General features: G+C 62.6%; 29 protein-coding genes, 1 tRNA gene and 2 pseudogenes. 18 read left to right on the top strand and 14 right to left on the bottom strand.

Annotation, left to right across the window (positions count from 1 at the left end):
- Positions 1–48: 48 nt before the first annotated feature.
- Positions 49–216: a T9SS type A sorting domain-containing protein gene (locus tag ACFQT0_RS09135; RefSeq protein ID WP_380205957.1), complete on the bottom strand. Its 168-nt coding sequence runs from the start codon at positions 214–216 to the stop codon at positions 49–51.
- 391 nt (positions 217–607) lie between these two features.
- Between ACFQT0_RS09135 and ACFQT0_RS09130 the strand changes: the two genes are divergently transcribed.
- From ACFQT0_RS09130 to ACFQT0_RS09105, 6 genes are all read left to right on the top strand, one after another.
- Entirely contained in the window at positions 608–1,123 is a 516-nt protein-coding gene (locus ACFQT0_RS09130) for an NAD(P)/FAD-dependent oxidoreductase (protein WP_380202133.1), read from the top strand.
- The gene (locus tag ACFQT0_RS09125; RefSeq protein ID WP_380202131.1) at positions 1,120–1,731 is read left to right on the top strand and encodes a hypothetical protein; all 612 of its coding nucleotides are present in this window, start codon (positions 1,120–1,122) and stop codon (positions 1,729–1,731) included. Before ACFQT0_RS09130 ends, ACFQT0_RS09125 begins: the two co-directional genes overlap by 4 nt.
- Before the next feature lie 642 nt (positions 1,732–2,373).
- The gene (locus tag ACFQT0_RS09120) at positions 2,374–2,892 is read left to right on the top strand and encodes a hypothetical protein (RefSeq protein WP_380202129.1); all 519 of its coding nucleotides are present in this window, start codon (positions 2,374–2,376) and stop codon (positions 2,890–2,892) included.
- Positions 2,856–3,209 (top strand): 3-oxoacyl-[acyl-carrier-protein] synthase III C-terminal domain-containing protein, encoded by a 354-nt coding sequence (locus ACFQT0_RS09115; RefSeq protein WP_380202127.1) that lies wholly within the window; start codon positions 2,856–2,858, stop codon positions 3,207–3,209. The genes ACFQT0_RS09120 and ACFQT0_RS09115 overlap by 37 nt, the downstream gene beginning before the upstream one ends.
- A 101-nt stretch (positions 3,210–3,310) precedes the next feature.
- Positions 3,311–3,538 (top strand): hypothetical protein, encoded by a 228-nt coding sequence (locus ACFQT0_RS09110; RefSeq protein ID WP_380202125.1) that lies wholly within the window; start codon positions 3,311–3,313, stop codon positions 3,536–3,538.
- A complete protein-coding gene (locus ACFQT0_RS09105) occupies positions 3,457–4,056 on the top strand; it encodes a methyltransferase domain-containing protein (RefSeq protein WP_380202123.1) in 600 nt (199 codons plus the stop codon). The genes ACFQT0_RS09110 and ACFQT0_RS09105 overlap by 82 nt, the downstream gene beginning before the upstream one ends.
- Before the next feature lie 186 nt (positions 4,057–4,242).
- On the opposite strand, the pseudogene ACFQT0_RS09100 reads toward ACFQT0_RS09105, so the two are convergent.
- From ACFQT0_RS09100 to ACFQT0_RS09060, 9 genes and pseudogenes are all read right to left on the bottom strand, one after another.
- A pseudogene (locus tag ACFQT0_RS09100) lies at positions 4,243–5,148 on the bottom strand (histone deacetylase family protein).
- 94 nt (positions 5,149–5,242) lie between these two features.
- Entirely contained in the window at positions 5,243–5,491 is a 249-nt protein-coding gene (locus tag ACFQT0_RS09095) for a sensor histidine kinase (protein WP_380202121.1), read from the bottom strand.
- The gene (locus ACFQT0_RS09090) at positions 5,482–5,760 is read right to left on the bottom strand and encodes a hypothetical protein (RefSeq protein ID WP_380202119.1); all 279 of its coding nucleotides are present in this window, start codon (positions 5,758–5,760) and stop codon (positions 5,482–5,484) included. Before ACFQT0_RS09090 ends, ACFQT0_RS09095 begins: the two co-directional genes overlap by 10 nt.
- A gap of 4 nt (positions 5,761–5,764) precedes the next feature.
- On the bottom strand, positions 5,765–6,202 hold the full coding sequence (locus ACFQT0_RS09085) for a hypothetical protein (RefSeq protein WP_380202117.1): 438 nt from the start codon (positions 6,200–6,202) through the stop codon (positions 5,765–5,767).
- Positions 6,169–6,663 carry a hypothetical protein gene (locus ACFQT0_RS09080; RefSeq protein ID WP_380202115.1) on the bottom strand — a complete coding sequence of 165 codons (495 nt, stop codon included), beginning with the start codon at positions 6,661–6,663 and terminating at the stop codon, positions 6,169–6,171. The genes ACFQT0_RS09085 and ACFQT0_RS09080 overlap by 34 nt, the downstream gene beginning before the upstream one ends.
- A gap of 2 nt (positions 6,664–6,665) precedes the next feature.
- The gene (locus ACFQT0_RS09075) at positions 6,666–7,100 is read right to left on the bottom strand and encodes a DUF6989 domain-containing protein (protein WP_380202113.1); all 435 of its coding nucleotides are present in this window, start codon (positions 7,098–7,100) and stop codon (positions 6,666–6,668) included.
- Positions 7,006–7,341: a hypothetical protein gene (locus ACFQT0_RS09070; RefSeq protein ID WP_380202111.1), complete on the bottom strand. Its 336-nt coding sequence runs from the start codon at positions 7,339–7,341 to the stop codon at positions 7,006–7,008. Before ACFQT0_RS09070 ends, ACFQT0_RS09075 begins: the two co-directional genes overlap by 95 nt.
- Positions 7,342–7,352: 11 nt before the next feature.
- The gene (locus ACFQT0_RS09065) at positions 7,353–9,089 is read right to left on the bottom strand and encodes a hydroxysqualene dehydroxylase (protein ID WP_380202109.1); all 1,737 of its coding nucleotides are present in this window, start codon (positions 9,087–9,089) and stop codon (positions 7,353–7,355) included.
- 408 nt (positions 9,090–9,497) lie between these two features.
- Positions 9,498–9,572 (bottom strand) — tRNA-Val (locus tag ACFQT0_RS09060).
- Positions 9,573–9,763: 191 nt separating this feature from the next.
- On the opposite strand from ACFQT0_RS09060, the gene ACFQT0_RS09055 reads away from it, so the two are divergent.
- From ACFQT0_RS09055 to ACFQT0_RS09045, 3 genes are all read left to right on the top strand, one after another.
- On the top strand, positions 9,764–10,444 hold the full coding sequence (locus tag ACFQT0_RS09055) for a porin family protein (RefSeq protein ID WP_380202107.1): 681 nt from the start codon (positions 9,764–9,766) through the stop codon (positions 10,442–10,444).
- Positions 10,445–10,663: 219 nt separating this feature from the next.
- A complete protein-coding gene (locus ACFQT0_RS09050) occupies positions 10,664–11,377 on the top strand; it encodes a porin family protein (RefSeq protein ID WP_380202105.1) in 714 nt (237 codons plus the stop codon).
- An 81-nt stretch (positions 11,378–11,458) separates the two neighbouring features.
- On the top strand, positions 11,459–11,968 hold the full coding sequence (locus ACFQT0_RS09045) for a DUF6992 family protein (RefSeq protein ID WP_380202103.1): 510 nt from the start codon (positions 11,459–11,461) through the stop codon (positions 11,966–11,968).
- 335 nt (positions 11,969–12,303) lie between these two features.
- On the opposite strand, the gene ACFQT0_RS09040 is transcribed toward ACFQT0_RS09045, so the two are convergent.
- A complete protein-coding gene (locus ACFQT0_RS09040) occupies positions 12,304–12,882 on the bottom strand; it encodes a type 1 glutamine amidotransferase domain-containing protein (protein ID WP_380202101.1) in 579 nt (192 codons plus the stop codon).
- Positions 12,883–13,353: 471 nt separating this feature from the next.
- Between ACFQT0_RS09040 and ACFQT0_RS09035 the strand changes: the two genes are divergently transcribed.
- Positions 13,354–13,983, top strand: a complete 630-nt coding sequence (locus ACFQT0_RS09035; RefSeq protein WP_380202099.1) for a hypothetical protein — start codon at positions 13,354–13,356, stop codon at positions 13,981–13,983.
- Positions 13,977–15,275, top strand: coding sequence for a T9SS type B sorting domain-containing protein (locus ACFQT0_RS09030; RefSeq protein WP_380205956.1), 1,299 nt, complete (start codon positions 13,977–13,979; stop codon positions 15,273–15,275). Before ACFQT0_RS09035 ends, ACFQT0_RS09030 begins: the two co-directional genes overlap by 7 nt.
- A 55-nt stretch (positions 15,276–15,330) precedes the next feature.
- On the opposite strand, the gene ACFQT0_RS09025 is transcribed toward ACFQT0_RS09030, so the two are convergent.
- Positions 15,331–15,882 carry a hypothetical protein gene (locus tag ACFQT0_RS09025; RefSeq protein ID WP_380202097.1) on the bottom strand — a complete coding sequence of 184 codons (552 nt, stop codon included), beginning with the start codon at positions 15,880–15,882 and terminating at the stop codon, positions 15,331–15,333.
- 247 nt (positions 15,883–16,129) lie between these two features.
- On the opposite strand from ACFQT0_RS09025, the gene ACFQT0_RS09020 reads away from it, so the two are divergent.
- Entirely contained in the window at positions 16,130–17,992 is a 1,863-nt protein-coding gene (locus tag ACFQT0_RS09020) for a M1 family metallopeptidase (protein ID WP_380202095.1), read from the top strand.
- Between the two features lie 135 nt (positions 17,993–18,127).
- Here ACFQT0_RS09020 and ACFQT0_RS09015 read toward each other — a convergent pair whose 3' ends face one another.
- Positions 18,128–18,745 (bottom strand): acyl-CoA thioesterase, encoded by a 618-nt coding sequence (locus tag ACFQT0_RS09015; RefSeq protein WP_380202093.1) that lies wholly within the window; start codon positions 18,743–18,745, stop codon positions 18,128–18,130.
- 784 nt (positions 18,746–19,529) lie between these two features.
- Between ACFQT0_RS09015 and ACFQT0_RS09010 the strand changes: the two are divergent.
- From ACFQT0_RS09010 to ACFQT0_RS08985, 6 genes and pseudogenes are all read left to right on the top strand, one after another.
- A pseudogene (locus tag ACFQT0_RS09010) lies at positions 19,530–20,540 on the top strand (FAD-dependent oxidoreductase); the annotation flags it as partial.
- Positions 20,541–21,022: 482 nt separating this feature from the next.
- The gene (locus tag ACFQT0_RS09005; RefSeq protein ID WP_380202091.1) at positions 21,023–21,205 is read left to right on the top strand and encodes a GMC oxidoreductase; all 183 of its coding nucleotides are present in this window, start codon (positions 21,023–21,025) and stop codon (positions 21,203–21,205) included.
- A gap of 351 nt (positions 21,206–21,556) precedes the next feature.
- Complete coding sequence (locus ACFQT0_RS09000; RefSeq protein ID WP_380202089.1) at positions 21,557–22,081, top strand: hypothetical protein; 525 nt, start codon at positions 21,557–21,559, stop codon at positions 22,079–22,081.
- A 91-nt stretch (positions 22,082–22,172) separates the two neighbouring features.
- A complete protein-coding gene (locus tag ACFQT0_RS08995) occupies positions 22,173–22,799 on the top strand; it encodes a hypothetical protein (RefSeq protein WP_380202087.1) in 627 nt (208 codons plus the stop codon).
- 128 nt (positions 22,800–22,927) lie between these two features.
- On the top strand, positions 22,928–23,284 hold the full coding sequence (locus ACFQT0_RS08990; RefSeq protein ID WP_380202085.1) for a hypothetical protein: 357 nt from the start codon (positions 22,928–22,930) through the stop codon (positions 23,282–23,284).
- A gap of 173 nt (positions 23,285–23,457) precedes the next feature.
- A complete protein-coding gene (locus ACFQT0_RS08985; protein ID WP_380202083.1) occupies positions 23,458–23,808 on the top strand; it encodes a hypothetical protein in 351 nt (116 codons plus the stop codon).
- A 37-nt stretch (positions 23,809–23,845) separates the two neighbouring features.
- On the opposite strand, the gene ACFQT0_RS08980 is transcribed toward ACFQT0_RS08985, so the two are convergent.
- Positions 23,846–24,460 (bottom strand): hypothetical protein, encoded by a 615-nt coding sequence (locus ACFQT0_RS08980; protein ID WP_380202081.1) that lies wholly within the window; start codon positions 24,458–24,460, stop codon positions 23,846–23,848.
- Between the last annotated feature and the right edge of the window lie 80 nt (positions 24,461–24,540).

Genomic DNA, 24,540 nt, shown 5'->3' with positions numbered 1-24,540 from the left:
CAGCCCGAAAGCTGCTTTTTTTATTGGTCAAAGCTGTAGGCGAACGGGTTAGCGAATCACCAATTTGCAAATCTGGCTGGTGTTGTCGGCCTCGAGGCGCACGTAGTACAAGCCGTTGGCAAACTTGCTTAGGTCGAGCATTTTGGTGTACCGGTCGTTCATCTCCGTCAGCGTTTCGCGGTACATCACCGAGCCGATGACGTTGAGCACGCTCAGCTCTACTTTTACCCTGCAGGTTATTGATGGTCAGGTGCACGATACCGGTGCTCGGGTTGGGGTACACGAGCAGGGTCTTGTCGTCGCCGGGCTTGGGCTGTGGTATGGGGCGGGCTACCGCTGCAGCCGATGCGGCCGGCAGGGTGTTCAACAGCGGCCCAAAGCTGAGGCTAAAGCAGATAAATAATAGCAGTGGTAAAAGTAAGCGTTGCATCATAGTACGAATTAGGTGTGCGGCAGAAGAGAGAAGAGTATAAACAGGTTAACGACAAGCGTTAATTTAAGTTGGCAAAGATACGACCGGCTTTTTGCTACCCCTACTGCAATATACAAAAACGTCAATAAATTACGGTATTTTGCCCACGATTGTTTTCATTTTTTCGCCGGATAAGTGGATATTTTGATGATAGGCGGCGGGCTGGCCGGCCTGGCCGCGGCCCTGGACCTGGCCGGCCGCGGGCACCAGGTGGCGGTGGTCGAGCGTAAGCACTACCCCTTCCACAAAGTGTGCGGCGAGTACGTGAGCAACGAGGTGCTGCCCTACCTGCGCCGCCTCGGCGCCGACCCTGCCGCGCTGGCCCCGGCGGCCATCAACACCTTCCTGCTCTCGTCGCCGGGCGGGCGCTGCCTCACGGCGCCGCTCGATTTGGGCGGGTTTGGGGTGAGCCGCTTTGCGCTGGATGATTTTCTATACCGGCTGGCCCAGGCGCGGGGCGTCACGTTTTACTTGAAAAACACGGTGACGGACGTAGCCTACGACCCCGCCACTGACCAGCACCGCGTGGCCCTGGCCGACGGCCGCGAGCTCACGGCCCGCGTGGTGCTGGGCACCTACGGCAAGCGCGCCAACCTCGACCGGCAACTGCAGCGCACGTTTTCTCCCAGCGCTCGCCCTACCTCGGCGTGAAATATCACTTACGCCTGCCGGGCTTTCCGCGCGACCTGATAGCCCTGCACAACTTCGCCGACGGCTACGCGGGCATCTCGGCTATCGAGGAAGACAAGCTGTGCTTCTGCTACCTCACCACCCGCCAAAACCTGCGCCAGCACGGCACCATCCCGGCCATGGAGCAGGCAGTACTGGCCCGCAACCCGCGGCTGCGCGAGATTCTGAGCTCGGCCGAAGTGCTCTACCCGCAGCCCGAAGTCATCAACGAAATATCCTTTGCGCCCAAGCAGCCCGTGGAGCAGCACGTGCTCATGTGCGGCGATGCGGCCGGCCTTATCACGCCGCTCTGCGGCAACGGCATGGCCATGGCGCTGCACGGCGCGGCCCTGGCCGCGGCGGCGGCCCACGATTTCCTCAGCGGCAGCACCACGCGGGCCGGTATGGAGGCGGCGTATGGCCAAGCGTGGCGCGACCGGTTTGGCACGCGGCTGCGGGTAGGGCGGGCGGTGCAGCGGCTGTTTGGCGGGCCCGTGCTCAGCGAGCCTGGTGGTGGGCGGGCTGCGGCACTGGCCCGGGGCCGTGCAGGCGCTGATGCGCCGCACGCACGGCCAGGAGTTTTAAGTTGAGCTGATTTCTCGCGTTGCCGGGCGTTCTGCCGGGCGGAACTGCTCCGGGGAACCTCACCCCCGGCCCCTCTCCAAAAGAGAGGGGAGCCACGGCACAAGTGTTAGCTCAATTTTAATAAAAAGCCCCAGCTCAATTGAGTTGGGGCTTTTTTATTGGATGAACGTCAGGCTCCCGTCTCTTTTGGAGAGGGGCCGGGGGTGAGGTTCCACCGCATCATGGTTTCGTGATAAACCTGGCGCTGCCCCAACGCCAGAATGTTGTTGGCGATATTTTATCTAAGCAAAGCGCAAAAACGTTTGTTATACCGTAGATAACCGGGTGGATGAACTGGCCCGCCGTACATTCACCAACATCGATACTCGATTATCGGCCTATTCCTGAAACAAGTAATCCATTCCCCGAATGCCGAGTTATTTAGGTGCTATCGGCACTGCTAATCCCGTTCATCGCATTGCCCAGCCGCAAATCGCCGATTTTATGGCGCAGGCGCTGGCCTTTGGCGACAACGACGCGCGCAAGCTGCGGGCGCTGTACCGGGTGTCGGGCATTGAGCACCGCTACTCGGTAGTGCCCGACTACGGCCGAACAAATGGCGACTTCACTTTTTCCCGAACACGCCCACGCTGGAGCCCTTTCCGAGCGTGGGGCAGCGCATGGCCGTGTACCGCCGCGAGGCCCTGCCCCTGGCCACCGAAGCCGTGCGCGACTGCCTGCGCCAGGTGCCCGACGTGGCCCCGGCCAGCATCACGCACCTCGTCACGGTGAGCTGCACGGGCATGTATGCGCCGGGGCTGGATATTGAGCTGGTGCAGGCCCTGGGCTTACGGTCTGATGTGCGCCGCACCTGCGTGAATTTCATGGGCTGCTACGCCGCCGTCAACGCCGTGAAGCTGGCCGATGCCTTCTGCCTGGCCGATGCCAACGCCCGCGTGCTCATCGTGAGCGTGGAGCTGTGCACCCTGCATTTTCAGAAAAGCCCGGAGGAAGACCACCTCATCAGCAACGCGCTGTTTGGCGATGGCGCGGCGACCTGCCTGGTGCAGGCCGAGCCCTGCCCAACGGCGCGCCCAGCCTGGCGCTGCAGGCCTTCCACTGCGGACTGGAGCCCGACGGGCACGACGACATGGCGTGGCACATCAACGACTTCGGGTTTGAGATGACCTTGTCCAGCTACGTACCCAAGCTGATTCAGCGCGGCATCCGGCACCTCACCGACGGGCTGCTGGAAAGCCTGCCCGTGCAGCTGGCCGACATCCGCCACTTTGCTATTCACCCGGGAGGCCGCAAGATTCTCGAAACCATTGAAGTTGAGCTAGGCCTGAGCCGCGACGACAACCGCCACGCCTACCGCGTGCTGCGCGACTACGGCAACATGTCGTCGGCTACGGTGCTGTTTGTGCTGCGCGACGTACTGGCCCACTCCTCCCCGCCGACCACGGCGCGCCGGTGCTCAGCTTCGCTTTCGGGCCCGGGCTGACCATGGAAGCCATGCTGCTCGAAGTGGTGCACCAGGCCGTGCCCGCCGCCGTGGCCGGCAAGGCCAAAGAATCGGCGGTCACGGCCTAGCTCTATTTCGCCTTGGATTTCACCGCCCGCGCTTCCGGCCCCGAGCTGATGGACGACCTGACGCTGGCCACCGACGCCCTGCGCCAGAACCTCAACGAGCTCGAAACCATCAACACCTGGCTGGGGGCTATGCGCCCGTGCTCAACGCCCTGGCCAGGTTGCGCGCCCGGTTTCCCAGCGGCCGCCCCCTGCGCCTGGCCGACCTGGGCAGCGGCGGCGGCGACACCCTGCGCCACATAGCCCGCTGGGCCCGCAAGCACCGCATTGCCGTTGAGCTAACCGGGATTGATGCCAACCAATTCATGCTCGACTACGCCACGGCCAAAAGCGTGGACTACCCCGAAACCAGCTACCGGCGTTTTGATATCTTCTCCCCGGAATTTCAGGCCGAGCCCTACGATGTGCTCACGTGCAGCCTGTTTTGCCACCACTTTACCAACGAGGAATTGGTGCCGCTGCTCCAGCAATGGCAGCGGCAGGCGCGGGTAGCCGTCGTCATCAACGACCTGCACCGGCATTGGCTGGCCTACTACAGCATCAAGTGGCTCACGCGGCTGCTGGGCGGCTCCTACTTGGTGAAGCACGACGCGCCACTCTCCGTCGCGCGGGCCTTCCGCCGGCAGGACTGGGTGGAGTTGCTGGCTCAGGCCGGTATTAAGCGCTACGAGCCTGCGCTGGCGCTGGGCCTTTCGCTGGCAGGTGGTGATTGTTGGCGGCCAGGAGAAGTAGCGGAACGAAAAACTCCCCTCCTTTTTTAAGGAGGGGATGTTGCCGCGCCCGCGGCAACTGGGGTGGTTGAGTCGTTGAACGAGGGGCGAACATTAACTACTGCGCTGTTCTGCCAGAAGTCGTTCATCCATCGTTCAACGAGTGCAACCACCCCGTTCGCGCTGAAGCGCGAACATCCCCTCCTTAAAAAAGGAGGGGAGTTTTTTCGTTCTGCCTTAGCCCCATAATCCCGAGGCTACCCGAAAGGTATTGGCGTGGGCTTCTACGATGTCGGCGATGCGTTCGGAGTAGCCGCCGCCCATGCACACCACCACGGGCAAGCGGTGGCGGTGGCACAGGCCGAGCACCAGGCTCATCGCGCTGCCGGCAGCCGGCGCGGGTGAGGGCGAGGTGGCCCAATTTGTCGGTGGCCAGCACGTCGACGCCCGCCAGGTAAAACACGAAGTTGGGTTGTACCTCGTCGAGCAGGCGCGGCAGTGTGTGGCCCAGCAGCTGCAGGTACTGGGCGTCGTTGGTGCCATCGGGCAGGGGAGGTCGAGGTCGGAGGCTTCTTTGCGGGCGGGGTAGTTGCGGGCCCCGTGCATGGAGAAGGTGAACACCCGCGGCTCGTGCTGGAAAATGGCCGCCGTGCCGTTGCCCTGGTGAACGTCGAGGTCCACGATTAGCACTTTCCGCACGCTGGGTACGTGCGCCAGCAGCCACGCAGCGGCCGCGGCCTGGTCGTTCAGCAGGCAAAGCCTTCGCCGCGTGCCCGAAACGCGTGGTGGGTGCCGCCCGCAATGTTGAACGCCACGCCGTGCGCCAGCGCCAGCCGCGCCGCCTCGATGGTGCCGCCGAGAATGGTGATTTCGCGCTCAAACAGCGCCGCCGACCACGGGAAGCCCGTGGCCCGCTCCTCCTGCCGCGTGAGCTGACCCAGGCGCAGTCGCTCGAAGTAGTCGGCGTCGTGCACCAGCAGGATATCGGCGTCCGGTGGCGACGTGGCCACAAAGAAATCGGCCGCGGTGGCGGTGCCTTCGCGCAGGAGCTGCTCGGGCAGCAGGCTCGTATTTGAGCATCGGAAAGCGGTGGCCGTCCGGCAGCGGGTGGGCGTAGTTGGGCGCGAAGACGATGGGAAGCATATCCTACAAACAGCTGAACGGCCCGGCGGTCTGCAGCGGCCTGCTTCTTTCCAGCCGATAAGCCAGCTTAGTCTGCAATTGTAAGCTGGGCACGCTACGCCGGCAGCTGGATTAAGAAAGTCGTGCCCTGCCCTTCCTGGCTTTCGACGGCGAGCGTGCCGCCGTGGCCCTGGGCGATGATGTCGTGCGAGAGCGACAGGCCCAATCCCGTGCCTTCGCCTGTGGGCTTGGTGGTGAAGAAGGGCTGGAAAATCTTGCTTTCGATGGCGGGGCTCATGCCCGTGCCATTGTCGCGCACCTGGATGTGCACGTGCCGATTGACCAGGCGCGTGTTCACCTCCACAAGGGGCCGGTAGTCGGCCTCCCCTGCTGCTGGCGCTGGCGAACGGCGTAAAAGGCATTATTAAACAAGTTGAGCAGCACCCGGCCCAGGTCCGGGCCCACCACAGTCACCTTCGGTAAGTCGGCCGTGAAATCCGTGTTGAGCTGGGCGTTGAAGCTTTTGTCTTTGGCACGCAGGCCGTGGTAGGCCAGGCGCAGGTATTCTTCGCAGAGGCTGTTCAGGTCGGTTGGTTGGCGCTCGCCCGCGCTGGTGCGGCTGTGCTCGAGCATGCCCCTAACAATGCCCGCCGCCCGCCGCCCGTGGTGCTGGATTTTGCCCAGGTTTTTCCAAATCATCGGCCAGGGCAATCACCTCGGCCGCGTCGCCGGCTGCTTGCGCTTCTTTGATTTCAGCCGCCAGGCTCGGCGGAGACTTCGGCGAAGTTGTTGACGAAATTGAGCGGATTTTGGATTTCGTGGGCCACGCCAGCCGTGAGCTCGCCCAGGCTGGCCATCTTCTCGCGCTGCACCAGGCTGGGCCTGGGTAGCGCGCAGGTCGGTCAGCGACTGCTCGAGCCTGGGCGGTGCGCTCCGAGAGCAGGACGTTTTGCGCGCTGATGACGCGCAGGGTGTTGGTGTTGATGTTATCGAACACCAGCGCCACCACCAGCAAAATCAGCATGAGCCCGGCCAGAATGTCTAAGTTCCAGAACGGGGCCTTGTCGGCCGGCACCAGGCTCGGAAATACGTAGTGTTGCTGCTCCAGCACCCAAAGGTCACGGCCGTGGCCAGGCCCAGGCCGAAGAAAATCAGCCCCGCCCAGCGGCCCAGCAGAAACGAGCCCGTCACGCCGCACAGCGCCAGCCACGAGGTAGTGGGGGCATAGTAGCCGCCCTGGTACACCGAGTTCACCACCACGGTGAGGTAGCCGATGAACAGGAACAAATAGCCGAGCACGACGTGCGAATACCACCCGGCGCGGTAGCCGAACGGCAGCAGCACAAAGCTGATGACCCCGAACAGCAGCACGTAGATGCCCGGCTGAAAATCAGCCCACCAGCACAGCACCAGGAAGTTGAGCGAGAACAAGCTCGTCAGCAGCACGGTGTTGATGATGATGCGCACCTGCCGCCGCAGGTCGAGGCTGCCCGCAAAGCCGGCGGGAATGAAGTACTCGGTGATGTTGGCGAACATGGCTACCCGGCAATGGTGAAGGCGACGAAGCAGGCCAGCAGCATGGCCGCGCCCTCCAGCAGCCCGGCCAGCGGCACCCAGCGCCCGCCGCGCCCCAGGGCCAGCTGCAGCAGGGCGGGCACGGGCAGCATCAGCAGGGCTTCGGCCAGGTAAATGTAGCGCGGTACGCCCCACCAGTCGGGGGCCTGGTAGCCCCACCACCCCGCGTGAATGGCCCAATTTTCATACAGCGGAATGAGGATGCCGCTCGCGGGCACCAGCAGCAGCCCCACCACCCAGGCCGGGAGCCGCCCCATCAGCAGCCAGCCCAGGTACCCAATCTGGGTGAGTACCACGGCCCAGCTAAAGGGCATGTACAGCGGCGAATGCCAGAGCATGGCTTCGCGCACGGGGTAGAGCAGGGTGTTGGTCACGTCCACCAGGTAAGCATCGGACACCAGGCTCGGCCAGGCCCGCCACCAGGGCAAAACCCAGTAGCCGCGCCACCAGCCCGTCGCGGGCCAGGGCGGCATACAGCGCGTAGCCCGCAAACAGCCCGTAGCTCCAGCGGGCCGCCGAAACCCAGCCCAGGTGCGTGCGGCTGTCGTGAATGAGCAGGGCAATGCCCAGCGCCATCATGCCCAGCATGAAGGGCGTGCGGTAGCGAAATGACGAAAGGGCAAGCGTAGAACTGGGCATAGCGGGCCTACTTAACTCCCAAAAATCGGTGGTACAGGTGGTTGGCCTCGTGCAGCAGCCGGCCCGCCCAGCTCAGGCTCGCTGGACCAGGGCAGGCCCTTGGCGAAGCGGCGGCGGTCTTCCCAGCGCAGCACGGCCAGGATGTCGGGCTCGTGCAGGGGCCAGATTTTGCAGAGCGGCGCGCCGCTGCCGCTGGCGGTAATGATGCCGTTCACGGCCCGGCGGGCGGCTTCGTTGGCACCTTCCATGGTGGCCAGGTCGGTGTTGGTGCGCACGTAATCGGAAGCCAGAAACAGGTTCTCGATGTTGCAGAAGCTGTTTGGCCGCAGGCTCCACGAGTTGGCCGTGTTCACCAGCAGCGGCTCGGTGTTGTGGTTTGACTTAAAAGGGTTTTGGGGGAGCGGGTGCTTGGGCTGGTTGGTTTCGCACTCGATGTCGGAATCTATGTAATAATCCTTGAGCATTTCATCGGTCAACAAGCATTCGCCGCTGGCCAGCTTGAGACTCTTCTTCAACTGCGCCCACACTTCCTCTACTATCTCCTCCTTGGTACAATCGGCAGCACTTTTGTTGTTGAGTCCTTTCGCAAACCAGTCGCTCACGTCCACCGAAATGATACCCTTCACCGTGCCGTCGCCATAGCCTGACAAGGGATGCTGCGGCCAGAACTGGGCCTGCGAAATCCCGGTCACCGCCCAAGGCGAATCCAGGCAGATAATGTGACCGCGGGGGTGCGGTACGTCTTGGTTGAGGTAGAACTGGATGCCGTTCATCCAGTTGAGAGATTTCTGCTTTGGCGCCGCCAGCCGTTGAATAAAACGCAGCGTCCCGTCGGCCTTCACTAGGCTAGGGCTTTTGTCGAGGAGCTGAGCCATGCGCTCCAAAGGCATGGCGCATACATAATAGTCAGCTTCGATGCGCTCTTCTACGTCGCCCTCGTTGGCGCGTACATATGCCGCCGTGACTCGTCGCGTTTTGGGGTCGCAAATCATGCGCGTCACAAACCGCTGCTGGTGGTAGCGCACGCCCAGGGTGGTGGTGAGGTGCGTAAGCCACGGATTGAGCCACACTTCATTAGTTGGGCCGTTGAGGACGCGGTCGGTGTGGGCTCCTGGGCTGGCCATGAGCAGCAGCAGTTGCAGCAGGATGTCGCCGCCGGTCTTCACGCTCATCAGTCGGGGCTGGGCCGCCACCAGGGAGTGCGTCAGGCCCCCTACGCAGTAGATTTCATAGGGGGATAACTGTCCTTTCGGCACGTTGTCGACCGCGCGCTGCTCGTCGGTTTGCATGAAATCCCACCAGTTTTGGCGCTCGTATACCTGCTGCCGGCGTTCGTAGCTTGAGGTTAGGATACGCCAGAGGCTGTGGGCAAACAGCTTTTTGTCCTTTTCCGTCAAGCCCGTTTGACCGCCCGCAGTCAGGTCTTCCAAAATAGTCTCGAAGTCGGCCAGGTTTTTGGGGAAGTTGACCAGGGTTTGCAGGGGCGGCTTGTCAAACCGCGCCAGCATGGCCCGCTCCGAGGGCACCAGGTTGTCGAACACGCCCTGCTTGTTGATGCCGTAGGGGATGCGCTTCATGGTATCGGTCACGTGCTTGTAGAAGCCCGGGAAAAACCGAAAGCCGTGTTCGCCCGGCAGGTCGGGCCGGTTGTCCTTGCGCAATTTGGGGACATCCACCGAGCGCGCTTTGCCGCCCACGTAGTGGGGCTGGCGTTCGTACACGTCGACGGAAAAGCCGCGCTCGGCCACTCGTGCGCCGCACTCATGCCCGCTACTCCCCCTCCCAATACGGCAACTTTGATAACGCGAGAAGAAGTCGAATCCATAGAAACCGGTTTAAATGCCCAACGAAATGGTTGGGGGTTGAAATTAGCTCAAGAATAACATAATTTATATTCTTATTACGAAATAATTTAGATGCCCATAACTTAAAATGGCCTTACTGGGGCCTGATTGGCTATGTGAGCGGTATCGGAGCATTTTGAAAATTGCATTCTGAAGCGGCCACCCGCCCCTTGAGCATACTTCGGCAGCAGCCCCCGCAGCGGTGGTCCTTTTAGCTCAACTCGCTCCCAAACAATAGAAACTCTTTCCGAAACCACCCCGCGCGGCCCAGTAAAAAAGCCCTCTCTCTGAAAACAGAGAGAGGGCTTTTTGTGAGGCGTATTGGGCTCGAACCAACGACCTCCACCGTGTCAGGGTGGCGCTCTGAACCAACTGAGCTAACACCCCGGAAAGGGCTACGGACGGGCCGCAACCGCTCCAAAGGTAATGCGCCGTGGCCCCCTTGCAGCGGCACCGGGCATTTTTTAGCCCACCCCGCAGCGCCGGGCAACCTTCTAGCCGCGGTAAAGTATAGTGGCAAACGGGAATAGCAATTTTACCCCAGCCGTAGGGCTCATTTACCTCACTTTCTTTCACGCATGAAAAAGACTCTTCTGTTTTTACTGCTTGCCATGGTCTCCTCTTCGGCAGCATTTGCCCAGGCCCGGCCCGGTGGCAGCCTCTCTTCTAAAGACTACACGGGCGGCGGCGTTACCGACTCGCGCAACACCGGCTTTGGCTTCAAAGGCGGCTACAATATCAGCAGCCTGCGCGGCGACGACATCGCGGGCATCGACCGGAAGTCGCGCAGCGATTTTCACGCCGGCGTATACGGCCAGTTTGGCTTCAACGAATTCGCCTCCATCCAGTCGGAGCTGCTGTACTCGCGCCAGGGCTTCGAGGCCAACACCGGCCCGGCCTCGGCCCGGCAAGCGTACCGCATGGACTACCTCTCGGTGCCCATCATGTTCGTGGGCAACGTCACCGAAACCATCAGCTTCCACGTGGGCCCGCAGGTATCGCTGCTCACCAACCTCCGGCAGGACAGCCGCAACCTGGACATTTCGGCCAACGGCTTCAACTCCCTCGACTTTGGCGGCGTAGCCGGCCTCGAAGCCCGCATCGGCCCGGCCCGCCTCGGCGCCCGCTACAACCTGGGCCTGGGCAAAATCTTCGAAGACGGCCCCAGCCAGACCGGCGTGGTGGCCGCGCAGTTCGGCAACAGCAAAATCTACAACAACCTCGTTCAGGTGTACCTGGGCATCGGTTTTACCCAATAAGCCTTTTCCTTCCTTCCCATTTCCACTCCGTAAAAAGGAGGCCCGCTGGGCCTCCTTTTTGCTTTTCCGGAAGTTGAGCCGGGCCAGCAGCGCTCCGAAATTCGGACAATATCAGTAAACTTTCCGGAGCTGAGCAAGTATTAAAACCAAGCCCTGACGCCCGTGGGCCCTCCCGCTGCGGGCCCTCGGCAACGGCAATTTCTAACGTAGTTTTCACTCATGAAACAGACCCTACTATTCCTGCTGCTGGCCGTGAGCACGGCGTCGGCAGCCCACGCCCAGGGCGGTGCGTTGTCGTCGAAAGACTACGGCAACGGCGAGAACGGCACCGAATCGGGCAACACGGGCTTCGGCATCAAGGGCGGCTACAACGTGTCGGACCTGAAGGGCAGCGGCTCGGGCATTTTCCCCAACAGCAACTCGCTCAGCGCCTTCAACGCCGGCGTGTACGCCCAGGCGGGGTTCAACAATTTCGCCTCGGTGCAGGTGGAGCTGCTGTACATCCGCAAGGGCTTCCAGACCGACCAGGCCACCGTGACCACGGGCGGCACCACCAGCACCGTGGCTGCCCGCGACAACCGCCTCGACTACCTGGAGCTGCCCGTGCTGTTCGTAGGCAACATCACCGAAACCCTGAGCTTTCACCTCGGCCCGCAGGTGTCGCTGCTGACCAAAGTGAAAAGCGGCGACGAAGACCTCGACCTGAAAGCCAACGGCTACAACAGCCTCGACTACGGCGCCATCGCCGGCGCCGAGGCCCGCCTGGGCCCCGCCCGCCTCGGGGTGCGCTACGACCTGGGCCTGGGCAAGATTTACAAAGACGGCACCGTGGTGCGCTACAACAACACCGCCCTGTTTGCCAACGGCATTTCCGACAGCGACATCCACAACCAGACTTTTCAGGTGTACCTCGGCATCGGCATCCGGAAGTAGCTCAACTTCGATATTTCTGCTCACAAAAGGAGGTCCGACAGCCTCCTTTTTTGCTGCTTTCCCTTTTGCCTGTGCGCCGCTATGCCTCTCACTACTTCTCTTGACATTGGGCCGCTTTTCCTGGCCAGCGAGCTGCTGGTGGGCCGGGGCCTGGCGGTGCTCTCGGCGTGGGCCCTGCTCAATCTGGTGGGCAGCGGCTACTTTGTGTCCCGCGCCGACCGCCGCTACGAGCCGTATTATTTCCACGGCATGAACGTGGGCTGGGGCCTCGTCAATGCCGGGCTGGCCTGCTGGGGCATTCTGCACCTGCACTTCACGGCGCCCGCCGGGCTGCGCCTGGCCGATTTGGTCCAGGCGCAGCTGCTCAACGAAAACCTGTTCCTGTTCAACACCGGGCTCGATGTGGCTTACATCATGACCGGCTTTTACCTGCGGGCGCTGGCCCGGCAGCCCGCTCAGCTCAAGCCGGTGCGGCTGCTGGGCTTTGGCCGCTCGCTGTGGGTGCAGGGCGGGTTTCTGCTGCTGTTCGACGCCGTGATGTGGGCCCTGCTGCACGGGCAAGGGCAAGGCTGGCTGCCGCTATTGGCGTGATGGATAGCGCGGACACAAAAACCTTTTAAATACTCGAGCATACATAACCGTACTTTATTGAAGGTCATGCTGAGCGCAGTCGAAGCATCTCGCTCGCTTCGTTGCAATCATCTTGATTACTGCTGCACGCGAGATGCTTCGACTGCGCTCAGCATGACGGCCTTATGTGAGTACGGTTACTTATGACGGACTACTTAGCAAGTTGAGCCAACAGCAAAAAGCCCCGCTCGGCTTCGAGCGGGGCTTTTTCAATAAAAGCGGGTCGCGTAGTTGGGCTGGTTTTTAACCAGCGAAGGAACATTCCCTCTCGCCTCCTGGCCACGATAGCGGGAGTTCTACTTGCGGCCGCTGTGCTGGGGCTCGAGCATCTCTTCCACAATTTTCTTGTTGAAGGCGGGGATATCATCGGGCTTGCGGCTGGTGATGATGCCTTTGTCGCACACCACTTCCGAGTCTTCCCAGAAGGCGCCGGCGTTCACCAGGTCGGTTTGCAGGCTGGGCCGCCTGGTTACGCGGCGGCCGCGCACGGCGTCGGCTTCGATGAGCGTCCAGGGACCGTGGCAGATGGCGGCAATTACTTTCCCGGCCCGGACAAATTCGCGGACGAACTCGACCACGTCCTGGTTGGTGCGGAGCACGTCGGGGTTCATCTGGCCGCCGGGCAGCACCAGCGCGTCGTAATCGGACGGTTTGGCGTCGTCAATGACTTTGTCGACGTGTACTTCGGTGCCCCAGTCTTTGGCCGGGCCGTCCCAGCCCCGGATGGAGCCACTTTTGAGGGAGATGACGTAGGTTTTGGCGCCTTCGTCTTCCAGGTATTTCTTGGGTTCGTCGAGCTCGGATTGCTCGAATCCGTCGGTGGCAATGATGGCAATTTTCTTGCCTGCGAGTTTGTCGTTGCTGAAGATACTCATCGGTAGGATGGTGGAAAAGTAACGGCCGAGGATATACCCGGCCGTGTTGCTTTACGCTGCTCAGTCCCTTTCGTTCTTAAATAAACGGCCGAAGAAGCGCGCCGGCGGCGCTGCGCAGCTGCACCACGGGCGGCCGTTCGGGGCCGGAGAACCTGAGGGCGTGGCTGCGCAGGTGGTGCAATCTGCATTTCGCCTTTCCCTAACTCGTTGTGCGCCCATCTTTCATGCTTTGCCTTGCCAGCGGCGCGTTGCGGCGGAGGCTCCACGAGCAGCTTCCCGGGCTGCGACTATGAGAACGGTAGCCTCACTTCCCACCAGCACTGCAGGAAGCCGACCACGACCACCGGCAGCAGCTAAGCGACACCCTGGCTTCACGCCCGCCCGATTACCTTGCAGCCCGGCTCAATTTATATTTTTGAATTGAGCTGGACTGCAAGGTAAAATTTTCTTTTTCCGGCTATCTTACTAGCTATGAAGCGTATTTGGCCAGCTCTGCTTACTTCTCGTCTGTGCCTGCTGGTGCTGGTGCTGCTGGCCCCGCTGGCGGCGTCGGCCACGCACATTGTGGGCGGCGAGCTCGAACTGCGGTACAAGTCCGGCAACGTCTACACGCTCTCGCTCAACCTCTATTTCGACGGCATCAACGGGGACCCCGGCGCCCTCGACCCCCGGCTCACGGCCAGCATTTTTGCCAAAGCCAACAGCCAGCGCATGGCCAACGTGGTGCTGGAAAACACGAACAACACCTTCGTCAGCTACACCAACCCGGCCTGCGCGGTGGGCTCGCTGAGCACCCGCAAGCTGGTATACACCGCCGACATTGTGCTAGCCGGCAACACCTACAACAGCCCCCAGGGCTACTACGTGGCCGTGGAGCGCTGCTGCCGCAACGTCACCATCAGCAACATTGTGGCGCCCGGCGCGGCGGCCCAGGCCTTTACCTCGAGTTTCCGGCCGTGGTGCGCAACGGCGCCGCGTTCATCGACTCCACCCCGCGCATCTTCCCGCCGCTGGGCGACTACGCCTGCCGGGACGAGCTGTTTTACTACGACTTTGGCGGGCAGGACCCCGACGGCGACTCGCTGGCCTACGACATGGTGACGCCGCTCAACGGCCACACCACGGCCGCCGTGCCGCTGGTAACGCAGGCGGCGCCCGCGCCCTACAGCCCCATCACCTGGAACACCGGCCTGGGCACCACCAACCAGATTCCGGGCAGCCCGGCCCTGGGCATCGATGCCCGCACCGGCCGGCTCACGGTGCGGCCCAGCAGCCTGGGCTTGTTCGTGTTTGGGGTGCGCTGCTCGGAGTACCGGCGCGGCGTGAAAATCGGGGAAACGCGGCGCGACTTCCAGCTCTATGTGCTCAACTGCCCCACCAATAGGGCGCCCCAGCTGCAGGTGAGCGCCACGGGTAACCGGGCCGCCTACCTGCCCGGCCGCGACACCCTGCGCCTGGTGCCCGGCGGCAACCGCTGCCTGACCATTCGCTACACCGACCCCGACCCGAACTCGGTGCTTACCATGAGCACCAGCGCGGTCAATTTCACCGACCCCGCGCCTACCTTCACCACGGTGCGCAGCGGCACCGTGCGCGCGGCCGGCGCCCCCGATACCCTCACCGCCACGCTGTGCTTCCCCGAGTGCGCCGACACCAAGGGCAAGGTGTATCTGCTCGACGTCATCGTGGCCGACAACGGCTGCAGCCTGCCCCGGCGCGACACCGTGCGCGTGGCCTTCACGGCCACGCAGCCGCCCAATGCCGCGCCCGTGCTCACCAGTACTTTCCCGCCGCCTCCGGTGCCGCCCACCACGCCGGCCGTGGTGCGTGTGGTGCTCGGCCAGAAATACACCGCCACCCTCGCCGGCACCGATGCTGACCGCCATGCCCTGGCCCTGAGCGCCGCTGGCGACAACTTCGACCTGGCGGGCATGAACATGAAGTTTACAGCCCAGAACGGCGCCGGCCAGGCCACGGGCACGTTTACCTGGGAGCCGAACTGCGACGCGGCGACGGCCGCGGCCTCCGCGGCCGGGCTCATTGTCCGGTTTCGGCTGGTAGAGACGGGCCCCTGCGTGCCGCTGCCGCAGGAACGGGTGATTCGGTTTGAGGTAGCGCCCCGGGAAGACACCGTGGCGTTCCGGCCGCCGAACATCATCACACCCAACGGCGACACCCGCAACGACTATTTCACGATGCCCGACCTGCCGGTCGATTTCTGTGACCGCCGGTTTGCCGACATCAAAATCTTCTCGCGCTGGGGCCAGCAGGTGTACCAGTCCGCTGACCGGGGCTTCCGCTGGGGCGGCGCGGGCGCGGCCGGCACCTACTACTACTTGGTGCGCTACACCGACGGCCGCAAGTTCAAGGGTTGGGTGGAGGTGATTCCGTAGGGAAGTAAGCCAGCATGCGGTTCAAGTTCAAGCGTGCACATTGGTTGTTCTCTACTCAATCCAGCTGAAACCAGTTTTTTGTATTGTAGCTACCACCCCATACTTCTTTCGTGTCTAAATCAATGGCAAAAGACTTCCATTCCCGGATGCTGTCCGTGGGGTCATAGGCCCATCCCATAAGCTTGCGGCCGGAGATTACCACGTCTTTAATCCCATCCCATGCAATCCTTTCCGATTGCCATAATTCCCCGGTTGAGCTGACAACCACCACGCACAGGTCATCAACAAGCGCCACTTCGCCGTGCCCTGTTGCGAAGACAGACTTTACAGCGCCCCCAAAAGTAGATAGTGGCTTTTCCTGGTCTACAGCCATCACGTAGCCTTCCCCACTAGCAATGACAATTGTTCTGTCCGTGTCAGGGTAATCAAGCACCATGCTAAAATTTGACAAGCCGGGCGCAAAATTGGCCACCCAACTACTGCCATCCGGCTGGTAAAACCGAACTACATATCCTTCCGAACCATCCTCGTACTCGCCCTGTGGGACGGAGACGGCCATGGGCCCATAGGGAGGTAAACCAGCCAATACTTCGTAGCGCTTTTGCATAACGGCAAGGTACCAGCTAGCGCGGATGGCCCCGGGCAAAACGGCGTTTTGAAAAAAGCCCATCCCTGTAGTCCAAACGAGTGCTGCCCATTTTGAGGCCCACAACCCAGGCCCCCTCTTCAACGGAGAGGGGCCGTGCCCGGCAGGGGCTGGGGGTGAGGCACACGCCAGACCAAGGCGCCTCACTCTTCCTACTTTTACCTCCGCAATGCAGCGCCAACTGCTGCCTTAGCGTCTGTAGCTACTTATGATTCGAATTCTCCTAGCCCTCCTCCTGCTCGCCGGCACCCTGCGGCCGGCCGCCGCCCAAACCCTCTACATGCCTCGCGACATCCAGCGGGCCTACGACAAAGGCACCCGGAGCCCCGACGGCCGCCCCAGCGCCAAGTACTGGCAAAACCGCGCCCGCTACGACATCACCGTGCAGGCCGCCCCGCCGGCCCGCGACATCCGCGGCCGCGAAACCATCACCTACTTCAACAACAGCCCCGATACCCTGAAGCAGGTGGTGATGCGCCTCATCATGAACATTCACCGGCCGGGCGCGGCCCGGGATTCCGACGCCAACCCCGACTACCTCACCGACGGCCTCGTCATCGATACATTCAAAGTGAACGGCCAGGGCCGCCCCGCGCCCTTCGCCGACGGCGGCACTGCCCGGAGCCTGCCCCTGGCCAGGCCGCTCGCTCCCCGCGACTCCGTTAAGTTCAGCATTGCCTGGCACTTCCCGCTTTCTATTGAAAGCGGCCGCGAGGGCGTTATCGACCCCAACACCTTCTTCCTGGCTTATTTCTACCCGCGCCTAGCCGTGTATGACGACTACGCCGGCTGGGACCGCCTGCCCTTCGTCGACAGCAAGGAGTTTTACAACGACTTCAACGACTACCGCCTGAGCGTGCAGGTGCCCGCCAACTACATCGTGTGGGCCACCGGCACCCTCCAAAACCCCGGCCAGGTGCTGCAAAAAGCCGCCGCCAAGCGCCTCAAGCAGTCATTCACCAGCGACAAAGTTATCCACGTGGCCACCGCCGCCGACCTGGCCAAGAAGTCCATCACCGCCCAAAAGCCTACCAACACCTGGGTCTGGACGGCTAACGACATCTCCGACGTCACCGTGGGAATTAGCAACGGCTACGTCTGGGACGCCGCCAGCGTCATCGTCGATGCCAAAGCCAAGCGCCGCGCCAGCATGCAGGCCGCATTCGCCGACTCCACGGCCAATTTTCACCAGTCGGTGAAATTCGGGCAGTACGCCTTGGGCTGGTTTTCGGACCCCAAAAACTGGCCCGGCGTGGCGTATCCTTTCCCCAAAATGACGGCTTTCCAGGGCTTTGCCGACATGGAATACCCCATGATGCTGAACGACAGCCCCCAGAAAGACCCCAAATTCGGCCAGTTTGTGCAGGACCACGAAATCGTGCACACCTACTTCCCCTTCTACATGGGCATCAACGAGAGCCGCTTCGCCTACATGGACGAAGGCTGGGCCACCACCTTCGAGCGCCTCATCAACACCAGCCAGAACGGCGCTGCCTACGCCGACGATTTCTACAAGAAATTCCGCGTCAGCCGCTGGATAAACGACCGCAACTCGGCCCAGGACCTGCCCATCATCACGCCCAGCAGCGAGCCTGCGCGCCGGCTACGGCAACAACGCCTACGGCAAGCCTCGTTGAGCTACTTCGCCCTCAAGGACATGCTCGGCGATGTGCTGTTCAAGAAATGTCTGCACACGTTCATGGCCGATTGGCACGGCAAGCACCCCATTCCGTGGGACTACTTCAACTCCTTCACCACCACCTCGGGCCAAAACCTGAACTGGTTTTTCCAGAACTGGTTTTTCACCAACAACTACATCGACCTGGCCGTGGGGCCGGTTTCGGGCACCAGCGTTACGGTCCAGAACATCGGCGGGTTCGCCGTGCCATTCGACATGGCCGTGGAATACGCCGATGGCACCAAGGCCACGCTGCACCAGTCGCCCGCCATCTGGCAGGCCAACCAAAAGCAGGCTGTAGTAACGGTGCCCAAAGCCGTGAAAACGGTGAGCCTGCAAGGCGGCATCTTCATGGATGCCAACGAGAAAGACAACACCTGGGCGCAGCGCTAGCGGCTCAATTTCCCGGACTGCGCGGGCCGGGGCTGGCTAGGCTGCCTGCTCAAGCCTCGGCCAAATCCGACTGCAAAAAATTGCCTTAGGCAGTAAAACAAAGCGCCACGCTGACGGTCAGCGTGGCGCTTTGTTTTAGCGGCCGACATTTTCTACAATGCCCCGGTGCACGCGACCACCGGCGCGGGGAGTGCGTGCTCCGGTACCAGGTGGCGTTTTAAGCCGGGCTATTCCTCGGCGCCCGCGCCGCGCCGCTGCTTCTTGAGCTGCTGGCGCACTTCCTTCACTCGTTCGTCGAAGCCGTCGGGGTCGTAGCTCACGCCGTCCACGTCGAGCCTCGTCGAGCAGGTCCATCATGGCGTTGGCGTGGTCGGTGCGGGTGCCAGCGGGCGTGCTCACGTAGGCCATTTCCGACCACAGCAACGCCAGCAGGCGGGTGCCGTCTTCGTTGCGCATCTGCATTTCGAGCACCAGGCTGGAGTTGTCGAAGTGAATGAGCTGGCTCAGAATGCGCACCAGTTCGCCCTGCCTGGCCGGCTTAAGGTAGCTGATGTGGTGCTTGGTGATAACCCAGGCTGCGCTTTGCTCGCGGGCCAGGGTGCCCATGTTCAGCGCGTAGTGGGCCGTGGTGTGGTCTTCGCGGGCGTTGAGGAAGTAGTCGAGGTAACGGGCGTTGTTGAGGTGGCCCAGCATGTCGCAGTCCTGAAAGTAGATGCGGTGGGTGGTTTCGGGCGTTTGGATGAGGTGGGCCATGGGAAGCAGGGTGGGTAGCGGAGCGCAAAGGTCGGCAAGCCGAACGGCATCTGGCGTGGGGCACCTCACCCCCGGCCCCTCTCCAAAAGAGAGGGGAGCCACGGCACAAGGGTTCAGCTCAACTCTTTAAATAGAAAAAGCCTTGGCTCAAGATTGAGCCAAGGCTTTTCATTTGGATAACGTCCGGCTCCCCTCTCTTTTGGAGAGGGGCCGGGGGTGAGGTGCCTCGTCAGGCGGCGCGGTAGAGATGCTTCGGCAAGCTCAGCATGACGTTCTGGTTTATTACCATGATAGTCTTTTAATGAGATGCACTGACTGTCGAGCTAAGTACAACGTCTTTTTTTATTCCATCCAATCCCCAAAACTACTCGGCACGCCTAACACTTTGCGGAAAATTTGCTACCTTTTAGCCTCCAAATTCCCCGCCTCATGTTCTCGCTCACCCCCGACCGTTCCGCCGTTCTGCAGGCCCTGGCCGACACCATTATTCCGGCCCTGCCCGACGGCAGCCCGGCCGGCTCGGCGGGCGTGAATCTGGAGAAGCTGGAGGCCGCCATTCGGGAGCAGCCGCTGGGCGCCCAAACCGAATTTGGGCAGCTGCTCGACCTCATGCAGAAGCCCCTGTTGGGCCTCACTTGGTTTGGGCCGCTGAAGCCGTTTATCAAGCTCGACCCGGCGCAGCGTGAGCAGCTGCTGCAGAGCTGGGCGGCCTCCAACGTGCCGCCTGCGCAAGGGCTTTCAGGCCGTGCGCAAGCTGTGCACGCTGCTGTACTACGGCGGCAGCATGCCCGATTTGCCCGCCGCCTGGGGCCGGCTGGCCTACCCCGGCCCCGACGAGAAGCCCGTGGACACGCCCAAGCCCATCAAAACCCTGCACCCCACCCAGGACACGGCCTACGACTGCGACGTGCTGGTTATCGGGAGCGGGGCGGGCGGGGGCGTGGTGGCCGGCGAGCTGGCCCAAGCCGGCTTCGACGTGCTGGTGCTCGAAAAAGGCCCCTACTGCCACGGCTGCGACTTCACCCAGCGCGAGGTCGACATGCTGGGCCAGCTCTACGACGCCAAGGGCACGCTCTCGACCCAGGACGGCAGCATCGGCATCCTGGCCGGGTCCTGCCTGGGCGGCGGCACCACCGTCAACTGGGCCGGCTCGTTCCGCACGCCCGACTACGTGCTGCAGGAATGGGCCCGTGAGCACGACGCGCCCCAGTTCACCACCCTCGAGTTCAAGGAAAGCCTCAACGCCGTGGCCCGCGCTATCAGCGTGAACACGAACTACACCCGGCACAACGGCCAGAACCAGGCACTGTGGGACGGCTCCACCAGACTGGGCCAGGAAGTGCGCCTGATTCCGCGCAACGAAAAGGGCCTGACCGATTCCGACACCCACTTCCGTGCCCTGGGCTACACCACCTTCGGCGATGCCCACGGCATCAAGCAAGGCACGCTCAATACTTATTTGCTCACCGCCTTCGAGCACGGCGCCCGCATCCTGGCCGACACCAAAGTCGACCGGGTCACCATCCGCGAAGGCCGCACCACCGGCGCCGAGGCTGTGCACACCGCCGCGGACGGGCACTCGGTGCGCGTTACCGTGCGGGCCCGGCGCGTGGTGGTGGCCGGCGGCGCCATCCAGACGCCCGCCCTGCTGCTGCGCTCCGGCCTGAAGCACCCGCACCTGGGCCGCCACCTGCACCTGCACCCCACGGTGGTGGTGGGCGCCCGCTACCCCCACCCCATGAACTCCTGGCACGGCCCGAGCATGAGCGTGGTAAACGACACCTACACCATGCTGCACGGCACCAACTTCGGCGCCAAGCTCGAAACGCCGCCCACCCACCCCGGCCTGCTGAGCATGGTGCTGCCCTGGCTTTCGGGCCGCCAGCACCACGAGCTGATGCGCGACGCTAACCACCTGGGCTCTTTCATCGTGCTCACCCGCGACCGGGAGGGCGGCCGCGTGAGCATCGACAAGCAGGGCGCCCCGCTGATTGACTACACGCTGTCGGAGTTCGATAGGGGCAACATGCTCGAGGGCGTGCGCGCGGCGGCTCAGATTCACGTGGCGGCCGGCGCCCGCGAGGTGTACCTGCCCCACGGCACCCTGCCCACCCTGCACGCGCAGGACGGCGTGCTGCAAAACCCGGAAGTGCTCGACAAGCTGCCCCACCTGAGCTGGAAGCCCAACCAGTTTGGCCTCTACAGCGCCCACCAGATGAGCACCTGCCGCATGGGCGGCAACGCCGCCACCCACCCCTCAAACTCAACGGCGAAACCGTGGAGGTGCAAAACCTTTTCGTGGCCGACGGCTCGGCCTTCCCGGCGTGCAGCGGCGTCAACCCCATGCTCACCATCATGGCCCTGGCCCACTTCACGGCCCAGGGTATGAAGGCCGGCGAAGGCCAGGCTGCCCGCACCCTACCTTTGGCCCCGAATCTGGGCCAACATGCAACATCTTAAAAACCGGGTAACAGCACGCCGGGTGGTCACCACGCTGTTTTTTGGCGGCTTGCTCCTGCTCGGCTTTTGGCTTACCCCCAGCTACGGCATGGGCTGGGACGAACCCACCGACCGCGAAGCGGGCTACATCAGCCTCCGCTACCTGGCCCAACTCCTGTATCCCCCAGCACTCGACCGCGACTACCTCAAGGGCCTGCAGGAGCTCAGCACCTACCGGGAGGCCGACCACGGCGTGGCGTTTCAGCTGCCTTTAGCGGTGCTGGAGGCCACCTTTTTCCCCACGATATTCAGCGGGCGTACTGGATGCGGCATTTTCTGTGCTTTTCCACGCTGGTGCTGGGAGCCTGGGCCGTGTATCGCATGGGTATCGAGCGGTTTGGCAGCTGGCGCTGGGGGCTGGTGGGTGCCGGCATGCTGGTGCTATCGCCCCGCATTTTTGCCGAAGGCTTTTACAACCACAAAGACCTGGTGTTCATGAGCTTGTTTGCCCTGGGTGGGCTCACGCTCATGCGGCTGCTGCGCCGGCCCACGGCGGGGCGGGCGGTGGTGCACGCGCTGGTCACGGCGCTGGCGGTGGATGTGCGCATCATGGGGCTGTTGTTGCCGGTCCTCACGGCAGGTTTTGGGGCGCTGGAATGGTGGGCCCGGCCGGTGCGCCGGCAGGCGCTGGTTCGGAGCATTGCGGTTTACGCGGCTGCTTCGGGGCCATTGATGGTGCTGTTTTGGCCCTACTTGTGGGAGGCGCCGGTAGCGCGGCTCTGGGAATGCTTCGGCAACTTCCGGCGCTTCCGGCAGACCATGCAGGTCTTTTACCTCGGGCAGTTGGTTTCCTGCCAGCGGCTCCCTGGCATTACCTCTCGGTATGGCTGCTGGTGACCACGCCGGTGGTTTACAGTGCGCTGTTTTTCGGCGGTGCCGGAATGGTGCTGCGCGATTTTTTCGGCGGCCAGTAGCTTTCCTGCAGCGCATGGCGGGTCGGCGCGACCTGCTTTTCGGAGCGTGGTGGGTGGGGCCGCTGGTGCTGATTGTGGTTATTCAATCGGTGGTGTACGACGGCTGGCGGCACGTTTACTTCATTTATCCGGCCTTTGTGCTGCTGGCGGTGCGGGGCCTGCGGGCGGGAGTGCGCGGGTGGCAAGCGGCGCCGCGTGGTTCGGCTGGGCGGCGCTGGGGGCTGGTGGCGGGCGTACTGCTGGCCGTGGGCGTGGCGCACACGGCCGCCCGCCAGGTAGCCGACCATCCGCATCAGCATAGCTATTTCGGCTTTCTGCCGGGGCCGGTGGCGGGCCAGCTTTTTGAGCGCGACTACTGGGGCATCTCGGCCCTGCAAGGCCTGACCTGGGTGTTGGCGCACGACCAGCGCGCAACGGTAGCCATCAGCGACACGCTTTACAGCAAGGATTTTCTGGGCAACAATGCACAATTGCTCCCGCCCGCCGACCGGGCCCGGCTGCGCCTCGTGCCCCACCACCAGGCCGAGTATTTTATCGGCATGTACCGCTGGCACCCGGCGCCCTACGAAGCGTCCTACGGCACGGCCATCCACGAAATCCGCGTAGCGGGCCTGCCCATTCTCACGGTATTTCGCCGCTGAAGCCTATCCCAGGCGACTGCCAGTGCAGTCATGAAAGACAATATGCAAACTTTATATTCAAACATTAGTATTAGGCCAGCGTGGTACCTTGCAGGGTTAAAAATCGGCTTTACGCTTACCCCAATACCTTGAAGCTACTGGCTGGGGTGCTGGTCGTACTGGCATGCAGCAGCTGCGGCGGAGCCGGTCGAAACTACCTGCTGCGGGTGCACCGGGACGACCGCAAGCAGCTGCAGGCCTTTATTCAGCAGGAGCGCACCCAGCGGGCCGCGGCCGGGCAGCAGCTGCAGGGCAGGGCCGTTGAGCTGGAATACCAGCGCATCGGGAGTGCAAGCGCAGTTCGCATCGATAGTTTGCTGGACACGCGCTACCACTCCCGCCCGTTTCATCGCCATCGCCGGGCAATTGAGCGTTGTTTAGGCTTTCAGCCCAACGGCAACCCTACTCCCGCGCCTGATGCGCTGGAAGCTTTGGAAACCTTTTAGCGCGTGGGCTGGGTCCTGGCAGCGGCGCCACCAAGCCACTTTTTTGGACGGGCGTGCACCCAAGCATGGCTTTCTGCGTACTCGTGTGGGAATTGCTATTACCCCACCTTATGCGTTTTGCTTCATTTTCTGCGCTGCTGTTAACCTCCGGATTGGCGCTGGGTAGCTGCACCTTGTTCCGACACAAGGAAAAGACCCCAGTGGTCGAAACCGTCCGCACGGCCGACTCGCCCACGCCCACCAGCGCGGCCCGCGACCTGGCCGATGTGATGGCCACCGACCTCGACCTGACGCCCGACCAAACGGCCCGGGTCCGGACCATTCTGCACGGCACAGTGGAGCAGGCCAACGCCGCCAAAGCGAAGTACGCGCCCAAGTCGCCGCAGCTGATGGCGGAGCTCAAGCGCATCAACATCGACTCTCAGAAAGAGCTGCAGGTGGTGTTGGGCCCTACCAAATTCAAGCAGCTGCAAGCCAACCAGCGCAAAATGGCCGCCGAGATGCAGCAGCGGCAGAAGCAATAAGGGCCTTCACGCACGGCAACCTTTTGCCGCCTAACATTTAGCGACGGCGCTCAAACTCTCCTTCGGTTTCCCAGAGCCCGGCGTAGCGGCCCAGGCGGCGCGTTTGCGGCCCCAGGCCGGGCGTGAGCCGGTAGTAGGTCATGCCTTCGCTCTGGCGCCGCACCAGGGTGGCGGGCTCCAGCGCCCGGAGCCGCAGGGTGTCCTGCCCCAGGGTTTGCCAGGTAAGGTGGCCGTTGGCAATGGCCAGGCGCTGCACCTGCCAGTTTTCGGCGCTTTCATTGCTGGTGCTCAGATAATAATGACCCTGAAAACGCCGCAACCGCCCGGCCCCGGGCCCGCCCAGGGTGAAGATGGTATCGGTCCACAGCCAGGTTTCGCGCACGGAGTCTTTGGCAAACCGGCGCAGGTAGTGCAGGCGCCCGTCTTCGGCCCGGTACGAGGTGTCGGCCGGCAAGGGCCGCGAGCCAGGTAGCTGCGGGCCAAACGTGGTGCTGCGCGGCTCCTGTAGCCACACCGCCGTGCGGCCGATGCACAAGGAAGTAACTGAATCGGGGGCAGTGTAAATGCCTCGGTGCCGCGCCGGAAACGCCGCCATATCGGCCACGCGGCCCGGGAATGGCTGCGCAAAGTTCACATACTCCACGGGCGCCATAACCCGCTCGCTACAAGCTGCCAACAGCGGGAAAGCACCAAACAAAGCAGACTTACGCAGTAGACTTGGACCCATATAAC

The organism is Hymenobacter humi, from assembly GCF_042665855.1.
GTDB lineage: Bacteria > Bacteroidota > Bacteroidia > Cytophagales > Hymenobacteraceae > Hymenobacter > Hymenobacter humi.
This window is presented reverse-complemented; position numbering and strand designations above follow the sequence as displayed.

What these genes read in the sequence shown, in the direction of transcription:
- ACFQT0_RS09115 (WP_380202127.1), top strand. Translation starts at nt 2,856, where the DNA reads ATGGCGTGGCACATCAACGACTTCGGGTTTGAGATGACCTTGTCCAGC.
- ACFQT0_RS09090 (WP_380202119.1), bottom strand. Translation starts at nt 5,760, where the DNA reads ATGCTCGAGCACAGCCGCACCAGCGCGGGCGAGCGCCAACCAACCGAC.
- ACFQT0_RS09080 (WP_380202115.1), bottom strand. Translation starts at nt 6,663, where the DNA reads ATGTTCGCCAACATCACCGAGTACTTCATTCCCGCCGGCTTTGCGGGC.
- ACFQT0_RS09070 (WP_380202111.1), bottom strand. Translation starts at nt 7,341, where the DNA reads ATGCCCAGTTCTACGCTTGCCCTTTCGTCATTTCGCTACCGCACGCCC.
- ACFQT0_RS09055 (WP_380202107.1), top strand. Translation starts at nt 9,764, where the DNA reads ATGAAAAAGACTCTTCTGTTTTTACTGCTTGCCATGGTCTCCTCTTCG.
- ACFQT0_RS09050 (WP_380202105.1), top strand. Translation starts at nt 10,664, where the DNA reads ATGAAACAGACCCTACTATTCCTGCTGCTGGCCGTGAGCACGGCGTCG.
- ACFQT0_RS09045 (WP_380202103.1), top strand. Translation starts at nt 11,459, where the DNA reads ATGCCTCTCACTACTTCTCTTGACATTGGGCCGCTTTTCCTGGCCAGC.
- ACFQT0_RS09040 (WP_380202101.1), bottom strand. Translation starts at nt 12,882, where the DNA reads ATGAGTATCTTCAGCAACGACAAACTCGCAGGCAAGAAAATTGCCATC.
- ACFQT0_RS09035 (WP_380202099.1), top strand. Translation starts at nt 13,354, where the DNA reads ATGAAGCGTATTTGGCCAGCTCTGCTTACTTCTCGTCTGTGCCTGCTG.
- ACFQT0_RS09030 (WP_380205956.1), top strand. Translation starts at nt 13,977, where the DNA reads ATGGTGACGCCGCTCAACGGCCACACCACGGCCGCCGTGCCGCTGGTA.
- ACFQT0_RS09025 (WP_380202097.1), bottom strand. Translation starts at nt 15,882, where the DNA reads ATGCAAAAGCGCTACGAAGTATTGGCTGGTTTACCTCCCTATGGGCCC.
- ACFQT0_RS09020 (WP_380202095.1), top strand. Translation starts at nt 16,130, where the DNA reads ATGATTCGAATTCTCCTAGCCCTCCTCCTGCTCGCCGGCACCCTGCGG.
- ACFQT0_RS09015 (WP_380202093.1), bottom strand. Translation starts at nt 18,745, where the DNA reads ATGGCCCACCTCATCCAAACGCCCGAAACCACCCACCGCATCTACTTT.
- ACFQT0_RS08995 (WP_380202087.1), top strand. Translation starts at nt 22,173, where the DNA reads ATGGCGGGTCGGCGCGACCTGCTTTTCGGAGCGTGGTGGGTGGGGCCG.
- ACFQT0_RS08980 (WP_380202081.1), bottom strand. Translation starts at nt 24,460, where the DNA reads ATGGCGCCCGTGGAGTATGTGAACTTTGCGCAGCCATTCCCGGGCCGC.